19 protein-coding genes, 1 tRNA gene and 1 pseudogene are annotated in these 19,638 nt (G+C 39.3%); 14 read left to right on the forward strand and 7 right to left on the reverse strand.

What is annotated here, in order from left to right:
- Positions 1 to 26 precede the first annotated feature (26 nt).
- The 11 genes from DX873_RS10525 (at position 27) to DX873_RS10575 (ending at position 12,143) form a co-directional block, all read left to right on the forward strand.
- Positions 27 to 893: an MBL fold metallo-hydrolase gene (locus DX873_RS10525; RefSeq protein ID WP_116184401.1), complete on the forward strand. Its 867-nt coding sequence runs from the start codon at positions 27 to 29 to the stop codon at positions 891 to 893.
- Positions 894 to 921: 28 nt separating this feature from the next.
- Positions 922 to 2,571 carry a S8 family peptidase gene (locus tag DX873_RS10530; protein ID WP_116184873.1) on the forward strand — a complete coding sequence of 550 codons (1,650 nt, stop codon included), beginning with the start codon at positions 922 to 924 and terminating at the stop codon, positions 2,569 to 2,571.
- 1 nt (position 2,572) lies between these two features.
- Positions 2,573 to 4,423, forward strand: coding sequence for a M1 family metallopeptidase (locus DX873_RS10535; RefSeq protein ID WP_116184874.1), 1,851 nt, complete (start codon positions 2,573 to 2,575; stop codon positions 4,421 to 4,423).
- An 88-nt stretch (positions 4,424 to 4,511) separates the two neighbouring features.
- On the forward strand, positions 4,512 to 4,910 hold the full coding sequence (gene rnpA, locus DX873_RS10540; protein ID WP_181899475.1) for a ribonuclease P protein component: 399 nt from the start codon (positions 4,512 to 4,514) through the stop codon (positions 4,908 to 4,910).
- Positions 4,894 to 6,519, forward strand: coding sequence for a S41 family peptidase (locus DX873_RS10545; RefSeq protein WP_116184403.1), 1,626 nt, complete (start codon positions 4,894 to 4,896; stop codon positions 6,517 to 6,519). Before rnpA ends, DX873_RS10545 begins: the two co-directional genes overlap by 17 nt.
- 3 nt (positions 6,520 to 6,522) lie before the next feature.
- The gene (locus DX873_RS10550) at positions 6,523 to 7,716 is read left to right on the forward strand and encodes a hypothetical protein (protein WP_147296646.1); all 1,194 of its coding nucleotides are present in this window, start codon (positions 6,523 to 6,525) and stop codon (positions 7,714 to 7,716) included.
- 113 nt (positions 7,717 to 7,829) lie between these two features.
- Entirely contained in the window at positions 7,830 to 8,780 is a 951-nt protein-coding gene (locus DX873_RS10555) for a DUF2157 domain-containing protein (protein ID WP_116184405.1), read from the forward strand.
- Positions 8,768 to 9,820 (forward strand): DUF4401 domain-containing protein, encoded by a 1,053-nt coding sequence (locus DX873_RS10560; protein WP_116184406.1) that lies wholly within the window; start codon positions 8,768 to 8,770, stop codon positions 9,818 to 9,820. Before DX873_RS10555 ends, DX873_RS10560 begins: the two co-directional genes overlap by 13 nt.
- Positions 9,807 to 10,295: a GDYXXLXY domain-containing protein gene (locus tag DX873_RS10565; protein WP_116184407.1), complete on the forward strand. Its 489-nt coding sequence runs from the start codon at positions 9,807 to 9,809 to the stop codon at positions 10,293 to 10,295. The genes DX873_RS10560 and DX873_RS10565 overlap by 14 nt, the downstream gene beginning before the upstream one ends.
- A 14-nt stretch (positions 10,296 to 10,309) precedes the next feature.
- Positions 10,310 to 11,545 (forward strand): DNA (cytosine-5-)-methyltransferase, encoded by a 1,236-nt coding sequence (dcm, locus tag DX873_RS10570; RefSeq protein WP_116184408.1) that lies wholly within the window; start codon positions 10,310 to 10,312, stop codon positions 11,543 to 11,545.
- The gene (locus DX873_RS10575) at positions 11,535 to 12,143 is read left to right on the forward strand and encodes a hypothetical protein (protein WP_116184409.1); all 609 of its coding nucleotides are present in this window, start codon (positions 11,535 to 11,537) and stop codon (positions 12,141 to 12,143) included. The genes dcm and DX873_RS10575 overlap by 11 nt, the downstream gene beginning before the upstream one ends.
- Here the strand turns inward: DX873_RS10575 and DX873_RS10580 are convergent.
- The 3 genes from DX873_RS10580 to DX873_RS10590 are packed head-to-tail and all read right to left on the reverse strand — an operon-like array spanning position 12,140 to position 13,940.
- The gene (locus DX873_RS10580) at positions 12,140 to 12,586 is read right to left on the reverse strand and encodes a GNAT family N-acetyltransferase (protein WP_116184875.1); all 447 of its coding nucleotides are present in this window, start codon (positions 12,584 to 12,586) and stop codon (positions 12,140 to 12,142) included. The two genes, DX873_RS10575 and DX873_RS10580, sit on opposite strands and share 4 nt — an antisense overlap.
- Complete coding sequence (locus DX873_RS10585; protein WP_116184410.1) at positions 12,586 to 13,506, reverse strand: cation diffusion facilitator family transporter; 921 nt, start codon at positions 13,504 to 13,506, stop codon at positions 12,586 to 12,588. The genes DX873_RS10580 and DX873_RS10585 overlap by 1 nt, the downstream gene beginning before the upstream one ends.
- 2 nt (positions 13,507 to 13,508) lie before the next feature.
- Positions 13,509 to 13,940 (reverse strand): RpiB/LacA/LacB family sugar-phosphate isomerase, encoded by a 432-nt coding sequence (locus DX873_RS10590; protein ID WP_116184411.1) that lies wholly within the window; start codon positions 13,938 to 13,940, stop codon positions 13,509 to 13,511.
- Positions 13,941 to 14,537: 597 nt separating this feature from the next.
- On the opposite strand from DX873_RS10590, the gene rnr reads away from it, so the two are divergent.
- Positions 14,538 to 16,718 (forward strand): ribonuclease R, encoded by a 2,181-nt coding sequence (gene rnr, locus DX873_RS10595; RefSeq protein ID WP_116184412.1) that lies wholly within the window; start codon positions 14,538 to 14,540, stop codon positions 16,716 to 16,718.
- Positions 16,719 to 16,772: 54 nt separating this feature from the next.
- Entirely contained in the window at positions 16,773 to 17,453 is a 681-nt protein-coding gene (locus tag DX873_RS10600) for a head GIN domain-containing protein (protein ID WP_116184413.1), read from the forward strand.
- 20 nt (positions 17,454 to 17,473) lie between these two features.
- Here DX873_RS10600 and DX873_RS19155 read toward each other — a convergent pair whose 3' ends face one another.
- The gene (locus tag DX873_RS19155) at positions 17,474 to 17,599 is read right to left on the reverse strand and encodes a hypothetical protein (protein WP_262511002.1); all 126 of its coding nucleotides are present in this window, start codon (positions 17,597 to 17,599) and stop codon (positions 17,474 to 17,476) included.
- On the opposite strand from DX873_RS19155, the pseudogene DX873_RS10605 reads away from it, so the two are divergent.
- Positions 17,553 to 18,116: pseudogene (locus DX873_RS10605) on the forward strand (LysE family translocator); the annotation flags it as partial. The gene DX873_RS19155 and the pseudogene DX873_RS10605 sit on opposite strands and share 47 nt — an antisense overlap.
- Positions 18,117 to 18,150: 34 nt before the next feature.
- On the opposite strand, the gene DX873_RS10610 reads toward DX873_RS10605, so the two are convergent.
- The 3 genes from DX873_RS10610 to DX873_RS10620 form a co-directional block, all read right to left on the reverse strand.
- A tRNA-Cys gene (locus tag DX873_RS10610) sits at positions 18,151 to 18,221 on the reverse strand.
- Between the two features lie 45 nt (positions 18,222 to 18,266).
- Entirely contained in the window at positions 18,267 to 18,629 is a 363-nt protein-coding gene (folB, locus tag DX873_RS10615) for a dihydroneopterin aldolase (protein ID WP_116184414.1), read from the reverse strand.
- 42 nt (positions 18,630 to 18,671) lie between these two features.
- The gene (locus DX873_RS10620; protein ID WP_116184415.1) at positions 18,672 to 19,631 is read right to left on the reverse strand and encodes a PorP/SprF family type IX secretion system membrane protein; all 960 of its coding nucleotides are present in this window, start codon (positions 19,629 to 19,631) and stop codon (positions 18,672 to 18,674) included.
- Positions 19,632 to 19,638 lie beyond the last annotated feature (7 nt).

Raw genomic sequence — 19,638 nt, forward strand, 5'->3', positions numbered from 1 at the left:
TATTTTGCATGCCATTTGTTTTCTGAATGACAATTTATCCCATAGAGACAGGTAATTTTAAATTGGATGGTGGTGCCATGTTCGGCGTGGTTCCCAAATCACTGTGGAATAAAACCAATCCTGCTGACTCCAATAACATGATTGATTTGGCGGCCAGATGCCTACTCATTGAAGATGGTGAAAGACTCATTTTGATTGATAATGGCCTGGGAAACAAACAATCCGAGAAGTTCTTCAGTTATTATTATTTGTGGGGAAATCATTCGTTGGATAATTCTTTAAAAGAATTAGATTTTCATAGAGACGATATCACCGATGTTTTCCTGACGCACCTCCACTTTGATCATTGTGGGGGAAGTGTGCAATGGAACAAAGACAGGACAGGTTATGAGCCCGCATTTAAAAATGCCAGGTTCTGGTCCAATAAAAACCATTGGGAGTGGGCCATTGAGCCCAATGCAAGGGAAAAAGCATCCTTTTTAAAGGAAAACTTGTTGCCTATGCAGGAAAGTGGACAGTTGAATTTTGTTGAGAATTCCAACAATGCATACGTCGATAGCTCGCCGCTGGGTTTTGGGATTCTGTTTGTGGATGGGCACACAGAAAAACAGATGCTTCCTCATATCAATTACAAAGGCAGAACCATAGTTTTTGTGGCGGATTTGGTTCCCACTGTCGGACATATTCCATTACCCTACGTTATGGGGTACGATACCCGCCCATTACTGACCCTCCAAGAAAAAGCACAATTTTTGAATACTGTTGCGGAAAACGATTGGCTATTGTTCTTTGAACATGATGCACACAACCAACTTTGCTCTCTTAAGCAAACAGAAAAGGGTGTGCGCTTAAACGAATCGTTTTCATTCAATGAAATATTCAAACCACAATAAAGTTTTACATTTCTATAATACACATTTTATGAATCGAAGATATACCGGAATGCCTTTTGCTGCGCTAGCCGCATCATTACTGTTAATGGGTTGTGGTGCCACAACCTTAGTTTCTACTCCCGTAGAAAATATTGATGCTGTACCACTTAAGGTTTCTGAGCTGAGTGAATCACAGAAAAAAACCTGGGGCCATGCCGACCTTATTGCCGATACAATCCCTGGCATGAGTGTAGATAAGGCCTACAATGAAGTCATTAAAAATAGAAAAGGAAAGACAGTTATTGTTGCAGTGATGGATTCTGGTATAGATCTGGAACATGAAGATTTAGATGATGTGCTCTGGACCAACAAAGGAGAGCGACCAAATAATGGGAAAGACGATGATGGCAATGGGTATATTGATGACATACATGGCTACAATTTCTTGGGTGAATCCTACAATGAACAATTGGAATATGTACGTATGCTCAGGTTGAATGAGGGAAGTGCTTCGGATAGGGCCAAAGCTCGTTTAAAACTGGATGAAGAGTACCCAAAAGCACTTCAAAACAAACAACAGTATGAGCAAATACTTCAGGTAGTAAAAAATGCCGATGAGGTGGTAAAAAAAGAACTGGGCAAAGACCAATACACCAAAAAAGAGTTGTTGGCCATAGAAGCAAAAACTGAAGAGCTTCAGCAAAGCATTGCCATTCTTTCCCAAATGTTCGCCTATGGCGATACTGTTCATGGTGTAATTGATGAATTAAACGAGGGCATAACCTATTTTGCCGACCAGGTCAACTACAACCTCAACAAGGATTTTAATGGAAGATCCGCGGTAGGAGATGACCCATATGACATTACTGATAAAAACTATGGCAACGGAAACCCTAAAAACAGGGTGGATACCGAAAGTCATGGAACTCACGTTGCAGGGATTCTAGCCGCCGAACGAAACAATGGCAAAGGCGTAAATGGTGTGGCCAAAAATGTACAACTAATGAGCGTTAGGGTGGTACCCAATGGAGATGAATACGATAAGGACATTGCCTTGGGTATTCGCTATGCGGTGGACAATGGCGCCAAAATTATCAACTGCAGCTTTGGAAAATCTTTTTCGCCAAAGGCAACATGGGTTTATGATGCCATTAAATATGCCGCATCCAAAGATGTGCTGATAGTCCATGCCTCGGGTAATGACGGTAATAATCTTGACAATCCTGAAAACCCCAACTTCCCCAACGATCATATGTACGGGGGAAAAGAGATTTCAAACAATGTCATTACGGTTGGTGCCATAACCAGCAGCTATGGATCCAATATGGTGGCAACTTTTTCCAACTACGGTAAACAGAACGTAGATGTGTTTGCCCCAGGGGATGCCATCTACTCTACCCTTCCCAACAATAAATATGATTTTCAAGGAGGAACTTCCATGGCCGCGCCAGCAGTTTCAGGTGTGGCAGCTTTGATTCGCTCCTATTACCCCCAGCTTTCCGCGGCGCAGGTAAAGCAAATATTGATTCAATCCGGATTGCGTTCAAAGACTTCGGTAATCGTTGCCGGTGACACTGCCCAATCCACTACGTTTGATCAAATCTCAAAATCTGGAAAAATGGTCAATGCCTATAATGCATTGATTATGGCAGACAACATTTCAAAAGGTAAAATGACACTCAACAATAATGCAAAATAATATGAAAAGTCTTCAATCGCTCTTTGTTTTTTTCCTGGCCGGTGTCTCACTGCTTAGCGCACAAAACAACTCATACTGGCAGCAACATGTGGATTATACCATGGATGTGGCTATGGATGTAAAAACCTTTCAATATACAGGAACGCAAAAGTTGGTCTATACCAATAACTCCCCTGATGTATTGAATCGAGTTTACTATCATCTTTACTTCAATGCTTTTCAACCAGGAAGTGAAATGGATGCCAGGCTCCAGTCAGTAAAAGACCCTGACGGAAGGATGATGGACAGCAAGAAAAGTAGGATTGCTTCGCTCAGTGAAAGCGAAATGGGTTATCTGCATGTCGAAACATTATCCCAGGATGGACAAGGTGTGACGTTTAATGAAGAGGGAACCATATTGGTGGTCGATTTGGCAAAGCCAATTCCTTCTGGAGGAAAAACCACATTGGAAATGACCTTTAAAGGTCAAGTTCCGCTTCAGATTCGTCGCTCTGGTAGAAATAGCCGGGAAGATGTGGCCCTTTCCATGAGTCAGTGGTATCCCAAATTATCAGAATACGATTTTGAAGGCTGGCACCCCAATCCGTACATCGCTAGGGAATTCCATGGCGTTTGGGGAGATTTTGATGTGAAACTTACCTTGGATAAAAACTATGTAGTGGGCGGAACAGGTTATCTGCAAAACCCAAATGAAATAGGTCATGGCTATCAAACCCCTGGAACTCAAGTAAAGACCAAGGGAAAAACGCTTACGTGGCATTTTAAAGCACCAAATGTGCACGATTTTATGTGGGCAGCAGACCCGGAATACATTCACGATACTGTAAAAATGGCTGATGGCCCCACCTTGCATTTCTACTACAAAAACAATCCGGAAATTCTGGAAAATTGGAAAAAACTTCAGCCCAAAACCGAAGCGGCCATGGAGTTTTTCAGTAAAAACATTGGTAAATACCCATATGACCAATATTCCGTGGTACAAGGCGGAGATGGCGGAATGGAGTATGCCATGAGCACATTGATCACTGGAAACAGGGAGTTTCCCAGCCTTGTTGGAGTAATGGTCCATGAAATGGCGCATTCCTGGTTTCAGCATGTTCTGGCGACCAATGAATCCAAGCACGAGTGGATGGATGAAGGCTTTACCACCTTTATCAGTAGTCTGTGTATGAATGAAATTATGGAGCAGAATAAGGAAAATCCCTTTGAAGGATCTTACAAAGGCTACTACGCCTTGGTAAATTCTGGTTTGGAACTTCCGCAGGCAACGCACGCTGATCGCTATGCCACAAACTTTGCCTATGGTATTTCAGCTTATAGCAAGGGTTCTATTTTCTTATCACAATTGGGTTATGTTATAGGGCAGGATAAGTTGATGGAAACCGTCGGGAAGTATTATGAAGATTTTAAATTCAAGCATCCGGTGCCCAATGACATAAAAAGAACCGCAGAAAAGATATCTGGGATAGAACTGGATTGGTATCTAACCGATTGGACCCAGACCACCAACACCATCGATTACTCCATCAAAAGTGTGGAGGCCCAAGACAATAAGACCAAAGTGGTTTTGGAGCGAATAGGGCTAATGCCAATGCCGTTGGATATTTTGGTTGTTGGTGCTGATGGAAACCAAGAAACTTACTATATCCCTTTACGAATGATGCGTGGAGAAAAAGCCAATCCTTATCCATCCTTAAATCGAACTGTTTTGGATGATTGGGCCTGGGCCTATCCTACGTATGAATTTATCATCGACAAACCTTTGAATGAGGTACAGGCCATTGTTTTGGACCCATCCCAACTCATGGCAGATGTTAACGGTGAAAATAATGTATATCAGTCCAATCCGTAGGTAATCCTGCGGATTGCATCCCTTTTTTCCCGTAACTTGTCATAGACAAACTAATTTGTCCCCTTAAGGGGACATTTTACTTATTCCCGTGGATAAACCAAAGGACCTTAGCTTCCCAAAGAACGAAAAGCTCAAGAGCAAAAAACATTTTGATGCTCTTTTTGAGGAGGGAAAAAGTGTTCTGAAGTTTCCCTTGAAGTTAATTTATCTTCGTTCGGACTTTGGTGATGATACCAAGGTGAAAATTGGAGTGGCGGCACCCAAAAAAAAATTTGGTAGAGCTGTAGATCGCAACCATATAAAGAGGCTATTGAGGGAAACCTACAGGTTGAACAAGGCCTTAATTTTTAACAACATGGAGGGAAACTTTGCGTTCTTATTTTTATACCTTGGTGATAAGATGCCAAACTTCCAAGAAATGGACGGGGCCATGAAACAGGTTCTTGAGGCTTTTCTAAAAAAGGAATTCCATGAAAAAAATCAATAGAAAAAAGATTTTGGTGCCCGTTCTGGCACTTTTGGTGCTGGTAGGTGCCAGTAGTTTTAGAAGCGACTTTTTTGAGATTGCCAAACAGATTGAAATCTTCACTACGCTCTTTAAAGAGCTCAACATGAACTACGTGGACGAGACCAATCCGGCCGAGCTTATGGATTCTGCAATCAAAAACATGTTGGATGAGCTTGACCCCTATACTCGTTTCCTGAACGAACAGGACGTAGAGGCCTACAAAATCAACAATTCTGGTGAATATTCCGGAATTGGAGCTTTGGTAAGGTCCTATGAAAGTAAACTTCTCATTGTGGAGCCCTATCAAGGATATGCCGCAGATAAAGCTGGATTAAAAGCCGGTGACGAAATAATTAAGATCGGTGAGACCAAAGTAGCTGACTTTGACGATGATGCAGGTGAATTGCTCAAAGGTGCCAATAATACCAAGGTCAATGTCACCTTTGTAAGGCAGGGAGAAACAAAGACAACTACCATAACCAGGGAAGGTGTAGAGGTAGATGCCGTTCCCTTTTATGATATGGTCGATGACAAAACGGGTTACATTGTCCTCTCCAGGTTCAACAGAAAAGCATCTAGCCAAACAAAATCAGCTATGCAGGACCTAAAGGGAAGAGGCGCCGAAAAACTGGTCCTTGATCTACGTGGAAATCCGGGGGGCCTTCTTTCCGAGGCCATAAACGTTACCAATCTGTTTGTTCCCAAAGGGGAATTGATCGTAACCACCAAATCAAAGGTTAGAAAGTTCAACCAAGAATATAAAACCAAAAGTCAGCCCGAAGATCTTGATATCCCATTGGTGGTACTTGTAGATGGAAGAAGTGCTTCGGCCAGCGAAATTGTTTCGGGCGGATTGCAGGATTTGGACCGAGCAGTGGTCATGGGTGCACGGAGTTTTGGAAAAGGATTGGTTCAAAGGCCATTGAAGCTTACCTATGGCACTCAATTAAAAGTCACCATTTCTAGATATTACACCCCTTCCGGTCGATGTATACAATCTTTGGACTATTGGAACAGGGATGAAGAAGGCAACGCGGTGCGCAACACCAATAATCAAGAATTCACCACAAGAAATGGACGTAAGGTCTGGGATGGCGGAGGAGTTATGCCCGATATAGAAGTTGCTTCATTAAAGTCCAATTCCCTCATTGAGGCCCTGCAGGGTAATAATATTATTTTTGATTTTGCCACCGATTTCCATTTTGATCATAATTACGCTTCCGTTGATGATTTTGTTCTCACCGACGCTGATTACAACGATTTTAAAACGTACGCCCAAACTGAGAATTTTTCGTTTCAGACCGAAACAGAAGAACTTCTGGAACAATCCATCAATGCAGATGAGCATCTTCTAGGGCCTGAGGTACAGGAAAAGTACAAGGATTTACTTTTGGCTGTCAATAGAGGGAAGGTTAACGCCCTTGAAAATTATGAGCGGGAAATTAGAAAAAACCTGGAGGACGAAATCATCAAGCGATATTTCTATAGAGAAGGTCTGTACCAATACTATTTAAAACATGATGATGCCATCTTGGCTGCCAAAACCTTGCTGGCAGATAAATCAAAATATGATGGTATTCTTAAGTAGGCCATGCGTTCCTCGTTTCTCTTTTTATTGGCATGTTTTTCCCTTGTTTTTTTAAGGGCACAACACATTCCTGAAAAAGGTGTTGTACATGATTCCGTTCAGGTTCCAGGAACAAATGGGGAAACCTATGCGCTCTACCTTCCAAAGTCATATTCTGAGAATACCCTGAGCCCTATATTATTTATCTATTCTCCCAACGCTCGTGGGAGCGAAGGGGTCAAGACTTTTTTAAAGGCTTCCGAAAAATACGGTCTTGTTCTGGCCTGTTCCAATAATTCTAAAAATGGGCCATATGACCGCAATTTTGCTATTGCCAATAACCTTTTTAACCACATCTTTTCCTTTCTGAACATTAAACAGGATGAAATGTGGGTTTCAGGTTTCTCTGGAGGATCTCGCCTAGCGAGTGCCATTGCATCACTGACCAATCAATTTGCAGGGGTTGTTGGCTGCGGGGCTGGATTTTCGGAACATATGCCTTCAACACAGAACTTTTTGTATGTTGGACTTTGTGGAAACCGGGACATGAACTATGGCGAAATGATTTCCAACAAAAATTATCTGGATTTAATCAAATTTAAGAACACCTTGATCACTTATGACGCAGATCATCGCTGGCCCACTCCGGAGCACATCGTAAGGGCATTTGACTGGTTGTATCTCCAAAAGTTGAAACAAAAAAATCCGCAACCCGTAAATCAAATCCAAACGTATTACCAATCTGATACGGATTTGTTGAATGGGTTTCTCGAAAGTGGGGACCTCATCCTGGCCAATGAACAATATGAACGCATTTTGAAAGATTATGAAACAGTAATCCAGGTGGATAGTCTTAAGGAAAATTATAGGTTGTTTCAAAAATCAAAAGCATTCAAGGAACAAAAGTCCGCTCTTGACAATGCGCTGGGTATTGAGGAAAAATTTATGACAAAGTTGCGGTCCCGTTTCTCAGAAGAATTTGAAAAAAACACCAAAGTCCATTTAAAATGGTGGGAAAAAGAACTCAATAATCTGGAGGGCTTTAAAGCAAAAGATGATGTTGAATTGCAAAAAATGGTTGATCGTGTAAAGTTTGACCTTTTTGTAAGAGCCTATGGGCAAAGACGTATGTTGTTACAAACCAACGGTGCGGAGCAATTGTCTTCCGTGAATAGACTGATCAAGATTATCTATCCTTCCAGTACCCTTACGGAGTAAGACACGTATGGATATTGGTCAACCTAAATAGATGGTTCATCAATTGTACTACAGCTCCGTTCCCAATTTTAGTATCTTTCAATCAATTACAAATTCTCAAAACCTCCTTTCCAATGGAAAAAATGGATAGAGAGCACATTCAAATCATAAGCAGACATAGTAATTGGTCAAGAAATTCCGTGGCAAGGGCACTGGGTGATCATGTATACAATGATTCCAATGCATGGAAAAAGTTTCTATCCTGGTTTTTGCTTGGGGTCGGGATTTCATTTACCATAGCCGGAATACTATTTTTCTTTGCCTATAACTGGAGCCAACTTCATAAATTTTTAAAATTTGGTCTAATTGAAGCACTCATAGTGGTTGTTTTAGTCATAGCCATGCTTGCCAAAACAAAAGCGTGGGTGAAAAAGGTGTTGCTCACCTCGGCTTCTGTTTTGGTTGGTGTTCTATACGCTGTTTTTGGGCAGGTATATCAAACTGGGGCCAATGCTTACGATTTCTTCCTCGGCTGGACCATATTTGTAACATTGTGGGTCTTAGTCTCCAATTTTGCACCTCTTTGGCTGTTGTTTGTTGTGTTGATCAACACCACTATTGTCCTGTATTCCGAACAAGTAGCGCATGGGTGGTCCGAAATCTTTGTTTTTACCCTGCTCTTTTTATTGAATGCTCTTTTCTTGGTCCTTTTTTATATAGTGCCAAAAATCCTAAACCTAAAAAAAATTCCAGATTGGTTCACAAACCTGGTGGCATTGGCTGTCATATCTTTTAGCACTATTGGAATTACCATGGGAATCTTTGAATCAAAAAAGAGCGCTTTCCCCATTTTGGTGCTTTCGTCCCTATTTGTTTACGGCCTTGGGTTGTGGTTTGGGCTAAAGGCCAGACGGGTTTTTTATTTGGCCATTATTCCTTTCAGTATAATCATCATTATCTGCGGCCTAATGTTGAGGTTATCGGTGGATGCGGGTATGGTCTTTGTAATGGGATTGTTCATTGTTTCGAGTGTGACCTCGCTTGTTCTGCTTCTCATCAAATTACAAAAGCGATGGAAAAACTAAAAGAGCTGATACAACAAATTCATGTATCGGAAGGCGGCCATTTTATGGTCAATGAAGAAACGCTTTTTGCCGAATATGGGAGGAAAAATGACCAGCAATCCAGTTTGGCCATTAAGGTGCTCTCCATTTTTGGTGGAATTCTCGCATCTTTAACTTTTTTGGGGTTCTTGGCCATTGCGGGAATCTATGATTCAACAACAGGCTTGTTGGTTGTAGGAATTACATTCCTTATTTTGGCCATCTGGCTGAATAGGTTATACCAGAAAGTCCTTATTGATACTTTTAGTATCTGTGTTTACCTTATTGGTATAAGCCTCATTATTTTTGCGCTTGCCGATTTAAAAGTCAATGAAGATCAAATCGCACAACTCTGCATTTTTATTGCCCTGTGCTGTCTTTTTCTGTCAAAGAGCTATATGCTTTCTTTTATTTCGATGCTTATTGTCAGTATATGTTTTTTGGTACTCATAATTTCCAATGATGTATATGATTTCATTCACCTATATGTTTGGGTTTATGCATGTCTATTGGTTTATTTCTTTCTTAATGAAGCCGATTTAATTAAGTATAAGCTATATGACCCTGTTAGGGTTGGGTTGCTGTTTTCTTTACTGTTTGGTTTAATTGCTATAGGTAAAGAAGGCTTGATGCCTATAAATCCAGATTACATTTGGGTTTCATCCCTAGTTTCCATTATCTCAATTCTATATCTGGTGGGTAAAATTGTTGCACTAATGGAAGCTGACTCATTAAAATTTAAAGGTTGGGTTTATTTACTCACAACTGCGGCCCTGTTGCCTACATTCTTTGCTCCTTCAATTTCGGGAGCACTGTTAATTATGTTGCTTTGCTTCTTGGTAAATTACAAAACAGGGTTTGCCGTTGGTATAATTGCCTTGGTATACTTTGTTGCGCAGTACTATTACGATTTGAATTTTACCTTGCTCACCAAATCCATAATCCTGTTTTCATCGGGAATTGTGCTCCTTCTGTTTTACCTGTTTCTTACTAAAAAATTCAACGCTCATGAAAAAGTATAGTTGGATACTGATTTTGGCTAACCTTTTATTGCTTTTGGGGTTGTTCAATTACTCTATCATAAAAAAAGAGCGCATCCTTTCAAGTGGTGATTTGGTATTGCTTGAATTGGCCCCTGTAGATCCCAGATCACTAATGCAAGGGGATTACATGCGATTACGATATGCCATTTCACAAAATACAGCTGATGACCGTGTCTTAAAAAGAGGGTTCTGTGTCGTGAAATTGAATGCTAAAGGCATTGGTGAAAAAGTCCGGCTTCAAAAAGAGAACACACCAAAAAATGCGAACGAACTTTTGATAGAATACACCGCCGGAAGATGGGGAAGCATCAACGTTGGGGCAGAATCATATTTCTTTCAAGAGGGAGAGGGTGAAAAATATGAAAATGCCAAATATGGCGGCATCAAAGTGGATGACAAAGGCAACAGTGTTTTGGTGGGACTGTATGACGCCGACCTTAAAAAGATAGAATAATCCTATTTTTGAACATGCAACAACTCAAGGTGTGTGAACTCTTTGCGGGAGTAGGTGGTTTTAGATTAGGTCTGGAGAACACGGGCCATTATAAAGTGGTTTGGAGTAACCAATGGGAGCCATCCACCAAGACCCAGCATGCATCAATGGTCTATGAAACACGTTTTGGAGCAAAGAACCACTCCAACACCAATATTGAGGAAGTCGCTAGTGATTTAATTCCCGATCATGATATTTTAGTAGGTGGTTTTCCTTGTCAGGATTATTCCGTAGCCACATCGCTTAAAAACTCCAAGGGACTCTTGGGCAAAAAAGGAGTGCTTTGGTGGTCCATCCATAGGATACTTTCAGAAAAAGAAAAGAAGCCCAAATATCTTTTTCTGGAAAACGTGGACCGACTTTTAAAATCGCCTTCCGCACAAAGAGGAAGAGATTTTGCGGTGATGCTCCGCAGTTTATGTGATTTGGGCTATGCCGTAGAATGGCGTGTGATCAATGCCGCAGATTATGGAATGCCGCAACGACGACGACGTGTTTTTTTCCTGGCTTATCATGAATCGACCAATATGTACGGGTCCATCTCAAATGCCAATCCTTTGGATTGGTTATTGAAAACAGGTACAATTCCAACCACTTTTCCAGTTAATTCTGCCTCACAAAAGATGGTTTCATTTGATTTGGAAAAGGATTTGGTTTCCGTTTCGGATTCCTTCAATGCAGAAAAAGGATTGTCTCCCTTTCTAAGCTCAGGAATTTGTGTAGATGGTAAGGTTTCCACATTGAAAACCGAGCCTTCCTATGATGGAAAACGGACGTTCCTTTCAGATGTATTGGAAAACGGAACAGCAAGTCCCGAGCTTTTTATTCCCGACAGCGATTTGCATAAATGGGAATATTTAAAGGGCTCAAAAAAAGAAATCCGCAAAACCAAAGCTGGTTTTGAATATAATTATAGCGAGGGAAGTATGACGTTTCCCGATGCTCTTGATCAACCTTCCAGAACTGTAATAACTGGCGAAGGAGGAAAATCTCCTTCCCGGTTTAAACACGTAATCCAAACCTCCAAGGGATTGCGAAGACTTTCTCCCATAGAATTGGAACGGTTGAACATGTTTCCAGATAATCACACCAAATTGGATGGCATTTCTGATGCAAAACGCGCATTTTTTATGGGAAATGCCTTGGTGGTGGGTATTGTGGAACAAATAGGTTCCGAACTGTTTCGGAAAATATCACAACTTGAAGAGTAGCTTCAAATCAGATTTACAACAAGAAAAGCGACTTACCAAATTATTGGATTCTTACTACAAAAAGTATTTGGTCCAATACAGCTTTAAAAGAATCTCATCGTACAAAGAACAACTGCAAGGCATTGATCTGGTATTGATTCATAAAGGTTCACAAGTGGAATATTTTGTGGATGAAAAGGCACAGTTGGATTACATCAACGAAAGCTTGCCCACTTTTGCTCTTGAACTTTTTTATGAAAAAAATAGTGTACACAAACAGGGTTGGCTGTTTGACCAGAGGAAAAAGACCCAATTCTATTCCTTGGTCACCAGTATTTATTCGGATGAGGAAAATGTATTTACTTCTTGTAACATCACCTTTGTGAATAGGTCAAAATTGATAGAGCATTTGAACCTTTTGGGATTGACTTCGGAAAATCTACAAAACACCATCAAAGAAAATCAGGAAGTTCATGGTAAATTAATATTGGAGCAGCTTCATCCGAGAAAAGAAGGTTATTTGTTTTTTTCAACTCAGAACAAGGCCGAAAAACCAGTAAACCTTATTCTAAAATTGGATTATTTGATTGAGATTGGAGTTGGTAAAAAGTTTATCTAATCCTCCTTTTTAACCATGAGGATATGTGGTATACCATCCTCTAAATATTCCTCTCCCTTAGTTTTAAAACCGAGTTCTTTGTAAAATTTGATGAGATAGGTCTGGGCAGAGAGTTCAATGGGGATTTTTGGAAATTCGTTTTCAACAACCTTCAATGCGGACTGCATAATTAGTTTTCCATAGCCAAACCTTCTTTGGCTTTTAGGCACCACAACCCTTCCAATGGCAACATTTTCAAAATAGTCCCCTGGCTTAAAAATTCTAACATAGCCGACCAATTCTTCATTCATTTTGCCTAAAACATGAATTGCTTTTTGATCTTTATTATCCAAATCTTGGTATACGCAATTCTGTTCCACTACAAAGACTTCGCTTCGTAAGCGCATTATTTCATAGAGCTCAGCGTTGGAAAGTTGATTAAATGATTTGACGGTGGTTTCCATCAATCTTGTACAATTACGCTTTTGGAATCACATTTATCAAATTCTGGCTGAATATTGACATGGTTGATGCCGTGTTTGTGATACACATGTTCCTCAATCCTTTCCAAAATTGAATCAAATTCAGAAAGTTTAATATCCTCTTTAAAATCGATATGGGCCTCCATATGCACCTCATCTTCGTTAAGCTGCCAGATATGTACGTGGTGCACATTCTTAACAGGTTCTATGGTACAGATAGATTCCACTATATCTTGAATCACTATACTTTTTGGAGTAAAAAGCATTAGCACTTTAGTGGATTCTTTTAAAAGATCATATCCCATATAAATCAAATAAATACCAATGGCCATGGTCAATACGGCATCTACCCAGTAAACTTGATAAAACTTCATGAGAATACCACCTATCAAAACCGCAACTGAGGCCATCATATCGGTCAATAAATGTAAGTAGGCCGATTTCATATTCATATTCTCCTTAGAGTCCTTTTTCAACAATAGGACACTAAAACCATTGGCTGCTATTCCAATCAAGGAAAGCCAGATTACCAGGTTGGATTCTATTTCTTGGGGTTCCAACAATCGTTCAACAGCTTCCTTCATCAGGACCACCGCAACTACAATCAATGTAGCGGCATTGACAAAAGCCGCCATAATCTCCGCTCTTTTATATCCGAATGTTTTATGGCTGGAGGCTTTCTTTTTTCCCAAGAAAGTGGCGATATAACTAATAATCAATGAAAGTACATCACTGAAGTTGTGAAGTGCATCTGATAACAGCGCTAGACTTCCCGAGATAATTCCACCAATTACCTGGGAAATTGTAATAAGAATGTTGAGAAAGATGGATATTAAAAGGTTTCTTCCCTTTAAATCATTATGAGAATGTGAATGACCATGATGATGGTGATGGTGGGCCATTGTTATCTGCAGGGTATTTTCTCAATTCTACGTTCATGTCTACCACCTTCAAACTCAGTATTTAAAAAGGTTTCCACCATTTCCAATGCTTGGGGAAGTGCAATGAACCTGGCAGGTAGACTAAGAATGTTAGCATCATTGTGCTCTCTTGCCAAAGCTGTAATTTCTTTGTTCCAACACAATGCTCCCCTAACTTTTTGATGTTTGTTTATGGTCATATTTGCTCCATTTCCACTTCCACAGACCACAATACCTATATCAACATTCCCTTGTTCCACATCATTTGCAACCGGATGTACAAAATCTGGATAATCAACGCTATCCGTGCCATCGGTTCCATAATTAATAACCTCAATGCCTTTGGATTTTAAAAGTCCAACTATGGCAAGTTTGTAGTCAGTTCCAGCATGGTCATTTCCTATGGCAATTTTCATAAGTCTTGTTTTAAAAATGGTGCTTTACAAAGGTACGATTCTTTTTTATGGAGCCCTGTTTATAAAAATTCCTAATTAACTCTATATAATTAAATATTAGGTAATTATAAATTATGGTGTTTTGTTGATCATTTGGTGAAAAGTAAAAACAAATGGATTTTGTTTTTTGGTTTTAAAGTTCCATTAAGCAATTTTTCCAAATGCCAATTGATATTTCATTAAAAATTAATCAACCAATATGAAACATAAAATGCTTGAAATTAACATTAATCTTACTTTTAGTTTTCAATAAATTGATGTTGAAAACACTTTTCAAACATCGTTCATAAAAAATACAACTCCCTGATTTCTAATTTAATTTATAAATGAAAAATTGTGTACAAAATCCTGAAGGTGTTCAAAGCAATTTTTTTTGAAATAATTATTGAACATATTAACAAGCAATAACCATTACCATTTTTATTTAAAATTTTTAAAAGTAAAAAAGTATATAGTTGATTATTGTTGATAAAATGAAACTATGAATTCATAATACTCTCTTTAAATGAAAGGTCAAGGATTATAATTCGTACTTTTCAAAAAAATATATTGGTATAAATGTCCAAAAAGAAAAAGAGAGCTAAAGGTCAGCGGAAGAATGAAATTACCAAAGGCATTTTTACAGTACTTGAAAAGGAACCTAATAAAAGCTTCAACTACAAACAAATAGCTTCAAAACTTGGGATAACAGACACTCAGGATAGAAACTTGCTCATTAAACGATTGGGGCAGTTGAAAGCTACAAATAGGATTCAGGAATCAGAACGAGGCAAATACAAAAAGAAACCTTCCATACATACGTATTATACAGGAAAAGTCGATTTAACCACAAGTGGGAATGCCTATATTATCATCGATGAGCTGGAAGATGATGTTTTTGTTCCCTACAATCGTTTGAACAAGGCATTCCATGGAGATTTGGTTGAAGTGTTTTTAAGACCAAGAAGAAATGGTAAAAAAGCCGAAGGTGAAATTTCAAAGGTTCTTGAACGTAAAAAGACAACTTATGTAGGCATTGTTGATAAACAAAAGACCTTTGCTTTTGTTAGACCAACAGATCCTAGAATGTATACGGATATTTTCATTCCCATAGAGAAGTTGAAAAAAGCTGATGATGGGGATAAAGTTTTGGTCAATCTTGGAAACTGGCCCGAGGATGCAGAATCTCCTTATGGAGAGGTAACCGATATTTTGGGTACTCCAGGTGAACACAATACCGAAATACATTCCATTTTGGCAGAATATGGATTGCCTTATGAATTTCCATATGAAGTGGAACAGTATGCCAAAACCTTGGATACTTCCATAAAGGAAACTGAAGTGGCGAAAAGGAGGGATATGCGTGAGGTGCTCACTTTTACCATTGATCCAAAAGATGCTAAAGATTTTGATGATGCCCTGTCCTTTCAAAAATTGGAAAATGGAAACTATGAAATAGGAATTCATATTGCCGATGTTTCGCACTACGTGCAGCCAAATACGATATTAGATGATGAAGCGTATGATAGGGCTACCTCTGTATACCTTGTGGATAGAGTGGTACCTATGCTTCCTGAAGTATTGTCCAATATGGCTTGTTCCCTTAGACCAAATGAGGAGAAATATACCTTTTCTGCCATCTTTGAGATAGATGACAATGCACATCTTATCAATCAATGGTTTGGAAGAACCGCAATCAATTCCAATGAACGTTTTGCATACGAAGAAGCCCAACATGTTATAGAAACAGGGCAACATACAATTCCAAAGGATATTTCTATAAGAAATGGGGAATATGAGATTTCCGATGAGGTAGTCGAAGCAATTTTGACCATGGATAAATTGGCCAAGATTATGCGAAAATCAAGAATGGATGCCGGAGCTATTTCATTTGATAAAGTTGAGGTAAGATTTAATCTTACAGAAAACAATGAACCCGAGAGTGTCTATTTTAAGGAGGCAAAAGACGCGAACAAGCTCATTGAAGAATTTATGCTTCTGGCAAACCGTAAAGTTGCCGAGTTTATAGGAAGACAGAAAAAAACTTTTGTTTATAGAATCCATGATGAGCCGGATGAGGAGAAATTAATGGCCTTAAATGGCGTAATATCCAGATTTGGACATAGTATTAACCTAAGGGATAAAAAGAGCATTAACAGCTCTCTAAACAAGTTATTGGAGGATGTAAAAGGTAAAAAAGAACAGAACTTGGTGGACACCTTGGCCATACGTAGTATGAGCAAGGCAATCTACACCACGGAGAATATTGGCCACTATGGTTTGGGCTTTGACTACTATACACATTTCACCTCGCCCATTAGAAGATATCCCGATGTTATGGTCCATAGGTTGTTGCAACATTATTTGGACAATGAAAAGCAACCAAAGGCTATAGTTTTCGAAGAAAAATGCAAGCATTCCTCAGATATGGAATTGTTGGCTGCAAATGCTGAACGCGATTCTGTGAAATACATGCAGATAAAATTCATGGAAGACCATAAAGACCAAGAATTTTTAGGAGTGATTTCCGGAGTAACAGAATGGGGGATTTATGTAGAAATCATTGAGAACAAATGCGAGGGAATGGTTAGGATTAGGGATATTAAAGACGATTATTATGTTTTTGATGAAAGACAATATGCCATTGTAGGGGAAAGGTTCAAGAAGATGTACCAAATGGGTGATGAAGTATACGTGATGGTAAAAGAAACGGATTTGATCAAAAGACACCTTGATTTTTCGTTGATTGGTAAAAAATAATGATACTATTTTGGAACAAAGTTTGTTATTCTATCTGTAACCAAATTTTATAGTATGAAACCACTTACAATATTTTTGTTTCTACTTACAACACAACTGTTTTTGGCTCAGGAACAAAAGATAACCCGTGAACTTGGCGAATTCCATGAAGTGAAAGGTTTTGATGGACTGTCCATTAATCTGATCAAATCAGATGAGAACAAAGTTGAAATTATCGGAGCAAACACCCATAAAGTGGCCATAGTCAATAATGATGGTGTATTGAAGATTAGAATGGAGATTGATAAAATTTTTAGTGGATATAGAACTTTTGTTGACTTGTACCATTCTGGAGAACTTAAGGTTGTTGATGTTAATGAAGATGCACGGATTACCTCCTCAGAAACCTATGTACAGGAAATGATGGAATTAAAGGCACAAGAAGGTGGGGAATTGGCTATTAACTGTCAAACGGAGCAACTTTTAATCAAAGCGGTGAGCGGTGGGGAAATCAAGGCCACCGGTTTTTCCCACAACCAAGATGTTATCATAAATACAGGGGGGAGTTATGATGGAAAAGAGTTTAAAACAAAGTTTACTACCATTACAGTAAATGCGGGGGGAAATGCCGAAATTTATGCTACAGATTATGTCAAGGCGAATGTTAAGGCAGGAGGAGAGGTAAATGTGTATGGTGACCCTGTGAAAATGGATGAAAAGACGGTTTTTGGAGGAAAAATCAAAAGAATGGAATAATAGATTATGATCGAGGATATTCAGGCAGCGGTTCCGTTGGGTTTTCTATTGAGTTTTATGATAGGACCCGTTTTCTTTGTTTTGTTGGAAACCAGTGCCATTAAAGGTTTTCGGGCCGGAGTCAGTCTGGATATTGGCGTTATCATTGCAGATATTGTTTTTTTATTGATAGCGTATTTCAGTAGTTTTCAATTGCTGGAAAATTTGAGCAATCAACCTGGATTGTTTGTTTTTGGAGGCATGATTCTACTGGTTTACGGACTGGTGATTTTTATCAAAAAGGAATCAAAAAAAGCAAGTTTAAAAGCATCTACAGGAACTTATCTTGGACTCATTGTAAAAGGTTTTTTACTCAACTTTATCAATGTTGGTGTTTTGGCATTTTGGTTGGGACTTATTGTTATTGTAGGACCAAGTTTGGACAATGACCCCAATAGAATATTGGTTTTCTTCAGCACCGTAATTGCGGTTTACTTTATAACCGATTTGGTAAAAATCATTTTGGCCAAACAACTTAAAAGATACCTTACCAAAGAACGTATTGTACTCATAAAAAAGGGATTGGCCGTTGTATTGATTATTTGTGGGATTATATTGATTACCAAAGGATTTTTACCAAAGGAAAGATTTGATATCAAAGAAGGCTTGGAGCGTATAGGAGAAACAAAAAAACCCAACAAAAAGTTGGGTCTTTCAGAGGCATCGAGCGGATTCGAACCGCTGTACAAGCTTTTGCAGAGCTGTGCCTAGCCACTCGGCCACGATGCCATTTTGGAGGAGCAAATGTACTACTTTTTTTAGCTAACCCCAACCCTATTTGGGTCTTTCGGACTCTATAACAACCGTTACGCTTTCAACATCACCACCAATGGGAGGATTAATTTTTGAAACCTCTACTCTTACATACTTTACTTCGGAAGCTTCAATGAAAATACGATTGGTTATACGCTTGGCCACATGCTCCAAAAGATTGGATCTGATGGCCATTTCTTCTTTTACAATATTGTTGAGCAGAACATAGTCGACAGTTTCACTAAGCTTGTCTGAGGCAGAAGGTAAGGATAGGTCTGCAGAGACTTCCAAATCTACACGGTAGTCACTTCCAATAAGCATTTCCTCCTTGAGACATCCGTGATTGGAATGTACTCGAATATTGTTCAATTTTATTTTTCCCACGGTACCAAATTACGCGGCAAAAATAGGAGAAAAACCCTCAAATCAATACATGCACCTACAATTACTTATTCCTTGGAATAGATCCATACCCACGGTCAAAACATGGGTACCCGTACTGTATCCTAAAATTTCATTGGTAATTACCTGATAAGAGTAACCAAAATAGAAATTACTCTTCTTCAAACCTGCTATAGGAGCTATGTACAAGGGCTCTCCAAGCTGATCATTCAAGAATCGGTAAGTTAAGCCTACGTAGTAGTAGTCCTCAAAATCATGAAACCGGAATTTTGCATTCAAATCGGTAACGGAACGCCCATCACTTTCAAACCATTGGAAGAAAACCGAAGGCTCCAGTTCCAATTTACTGTTTTTGTTTTTGGAGATACTATAACCGGTATATATGTAATAGTTTCTGAGCTTGTTGGGCTCTATTTGCACAATGTCCGTATTGAATTTGGACAAGTCCTTATTCAAAATGTTTGAAGCATTCAGGCTTAGATAAAACTTATTGTACCTATATAGAACTCCAAGGTCAAAGTTGTGGTTTGTAGTGGCCTTGTCATCTGTTGGAAGCTGTCCATTGAAATCGGTAAAATTTTCAACGTCTACCCTAAACTGGTTGAAGTTATAAGATATTCCAAAGGAAAGGAAAATGTCGTCATAGCGGTCCAATATCAAATGGTGGGCAAAGGAGACCCTCGCCCCACGTTGTTTGGTATGTCCGTTACTATCATTGTATAACAACATTCCCAATCCGGATCTGTTTCCAATTCTGGCATCGGCGGCCAAGGTTTGGGTATCAGGGGCATCTTCAATACCCACCCATTGTGTGAGTCCGTTGAGGCGCACTTTAATGTGATCTCCAATTCCCGCATAGGTTGGGGACATCAAAAAAGGATTGTCCGCAATATATTGGGAAAGCTGGGGGATGGTCAGCTCTTGACCCTTAACTCCAAGGGCCAAGAGTAACAGAAAGACAGAGGGAAATATTTTTTTAAACATGGTTCAG

Origin of the sequence: Flagellimonas nanhaiensis, assembly GCF_003382275.1 — a bacterium.
Lineage (GTDB): Bacteria > Bacteroidota > Bacteroidia > Flavobacteriales > Flavobacteriaceae > Flagellimonas > Flagellimonas nanhaiensis.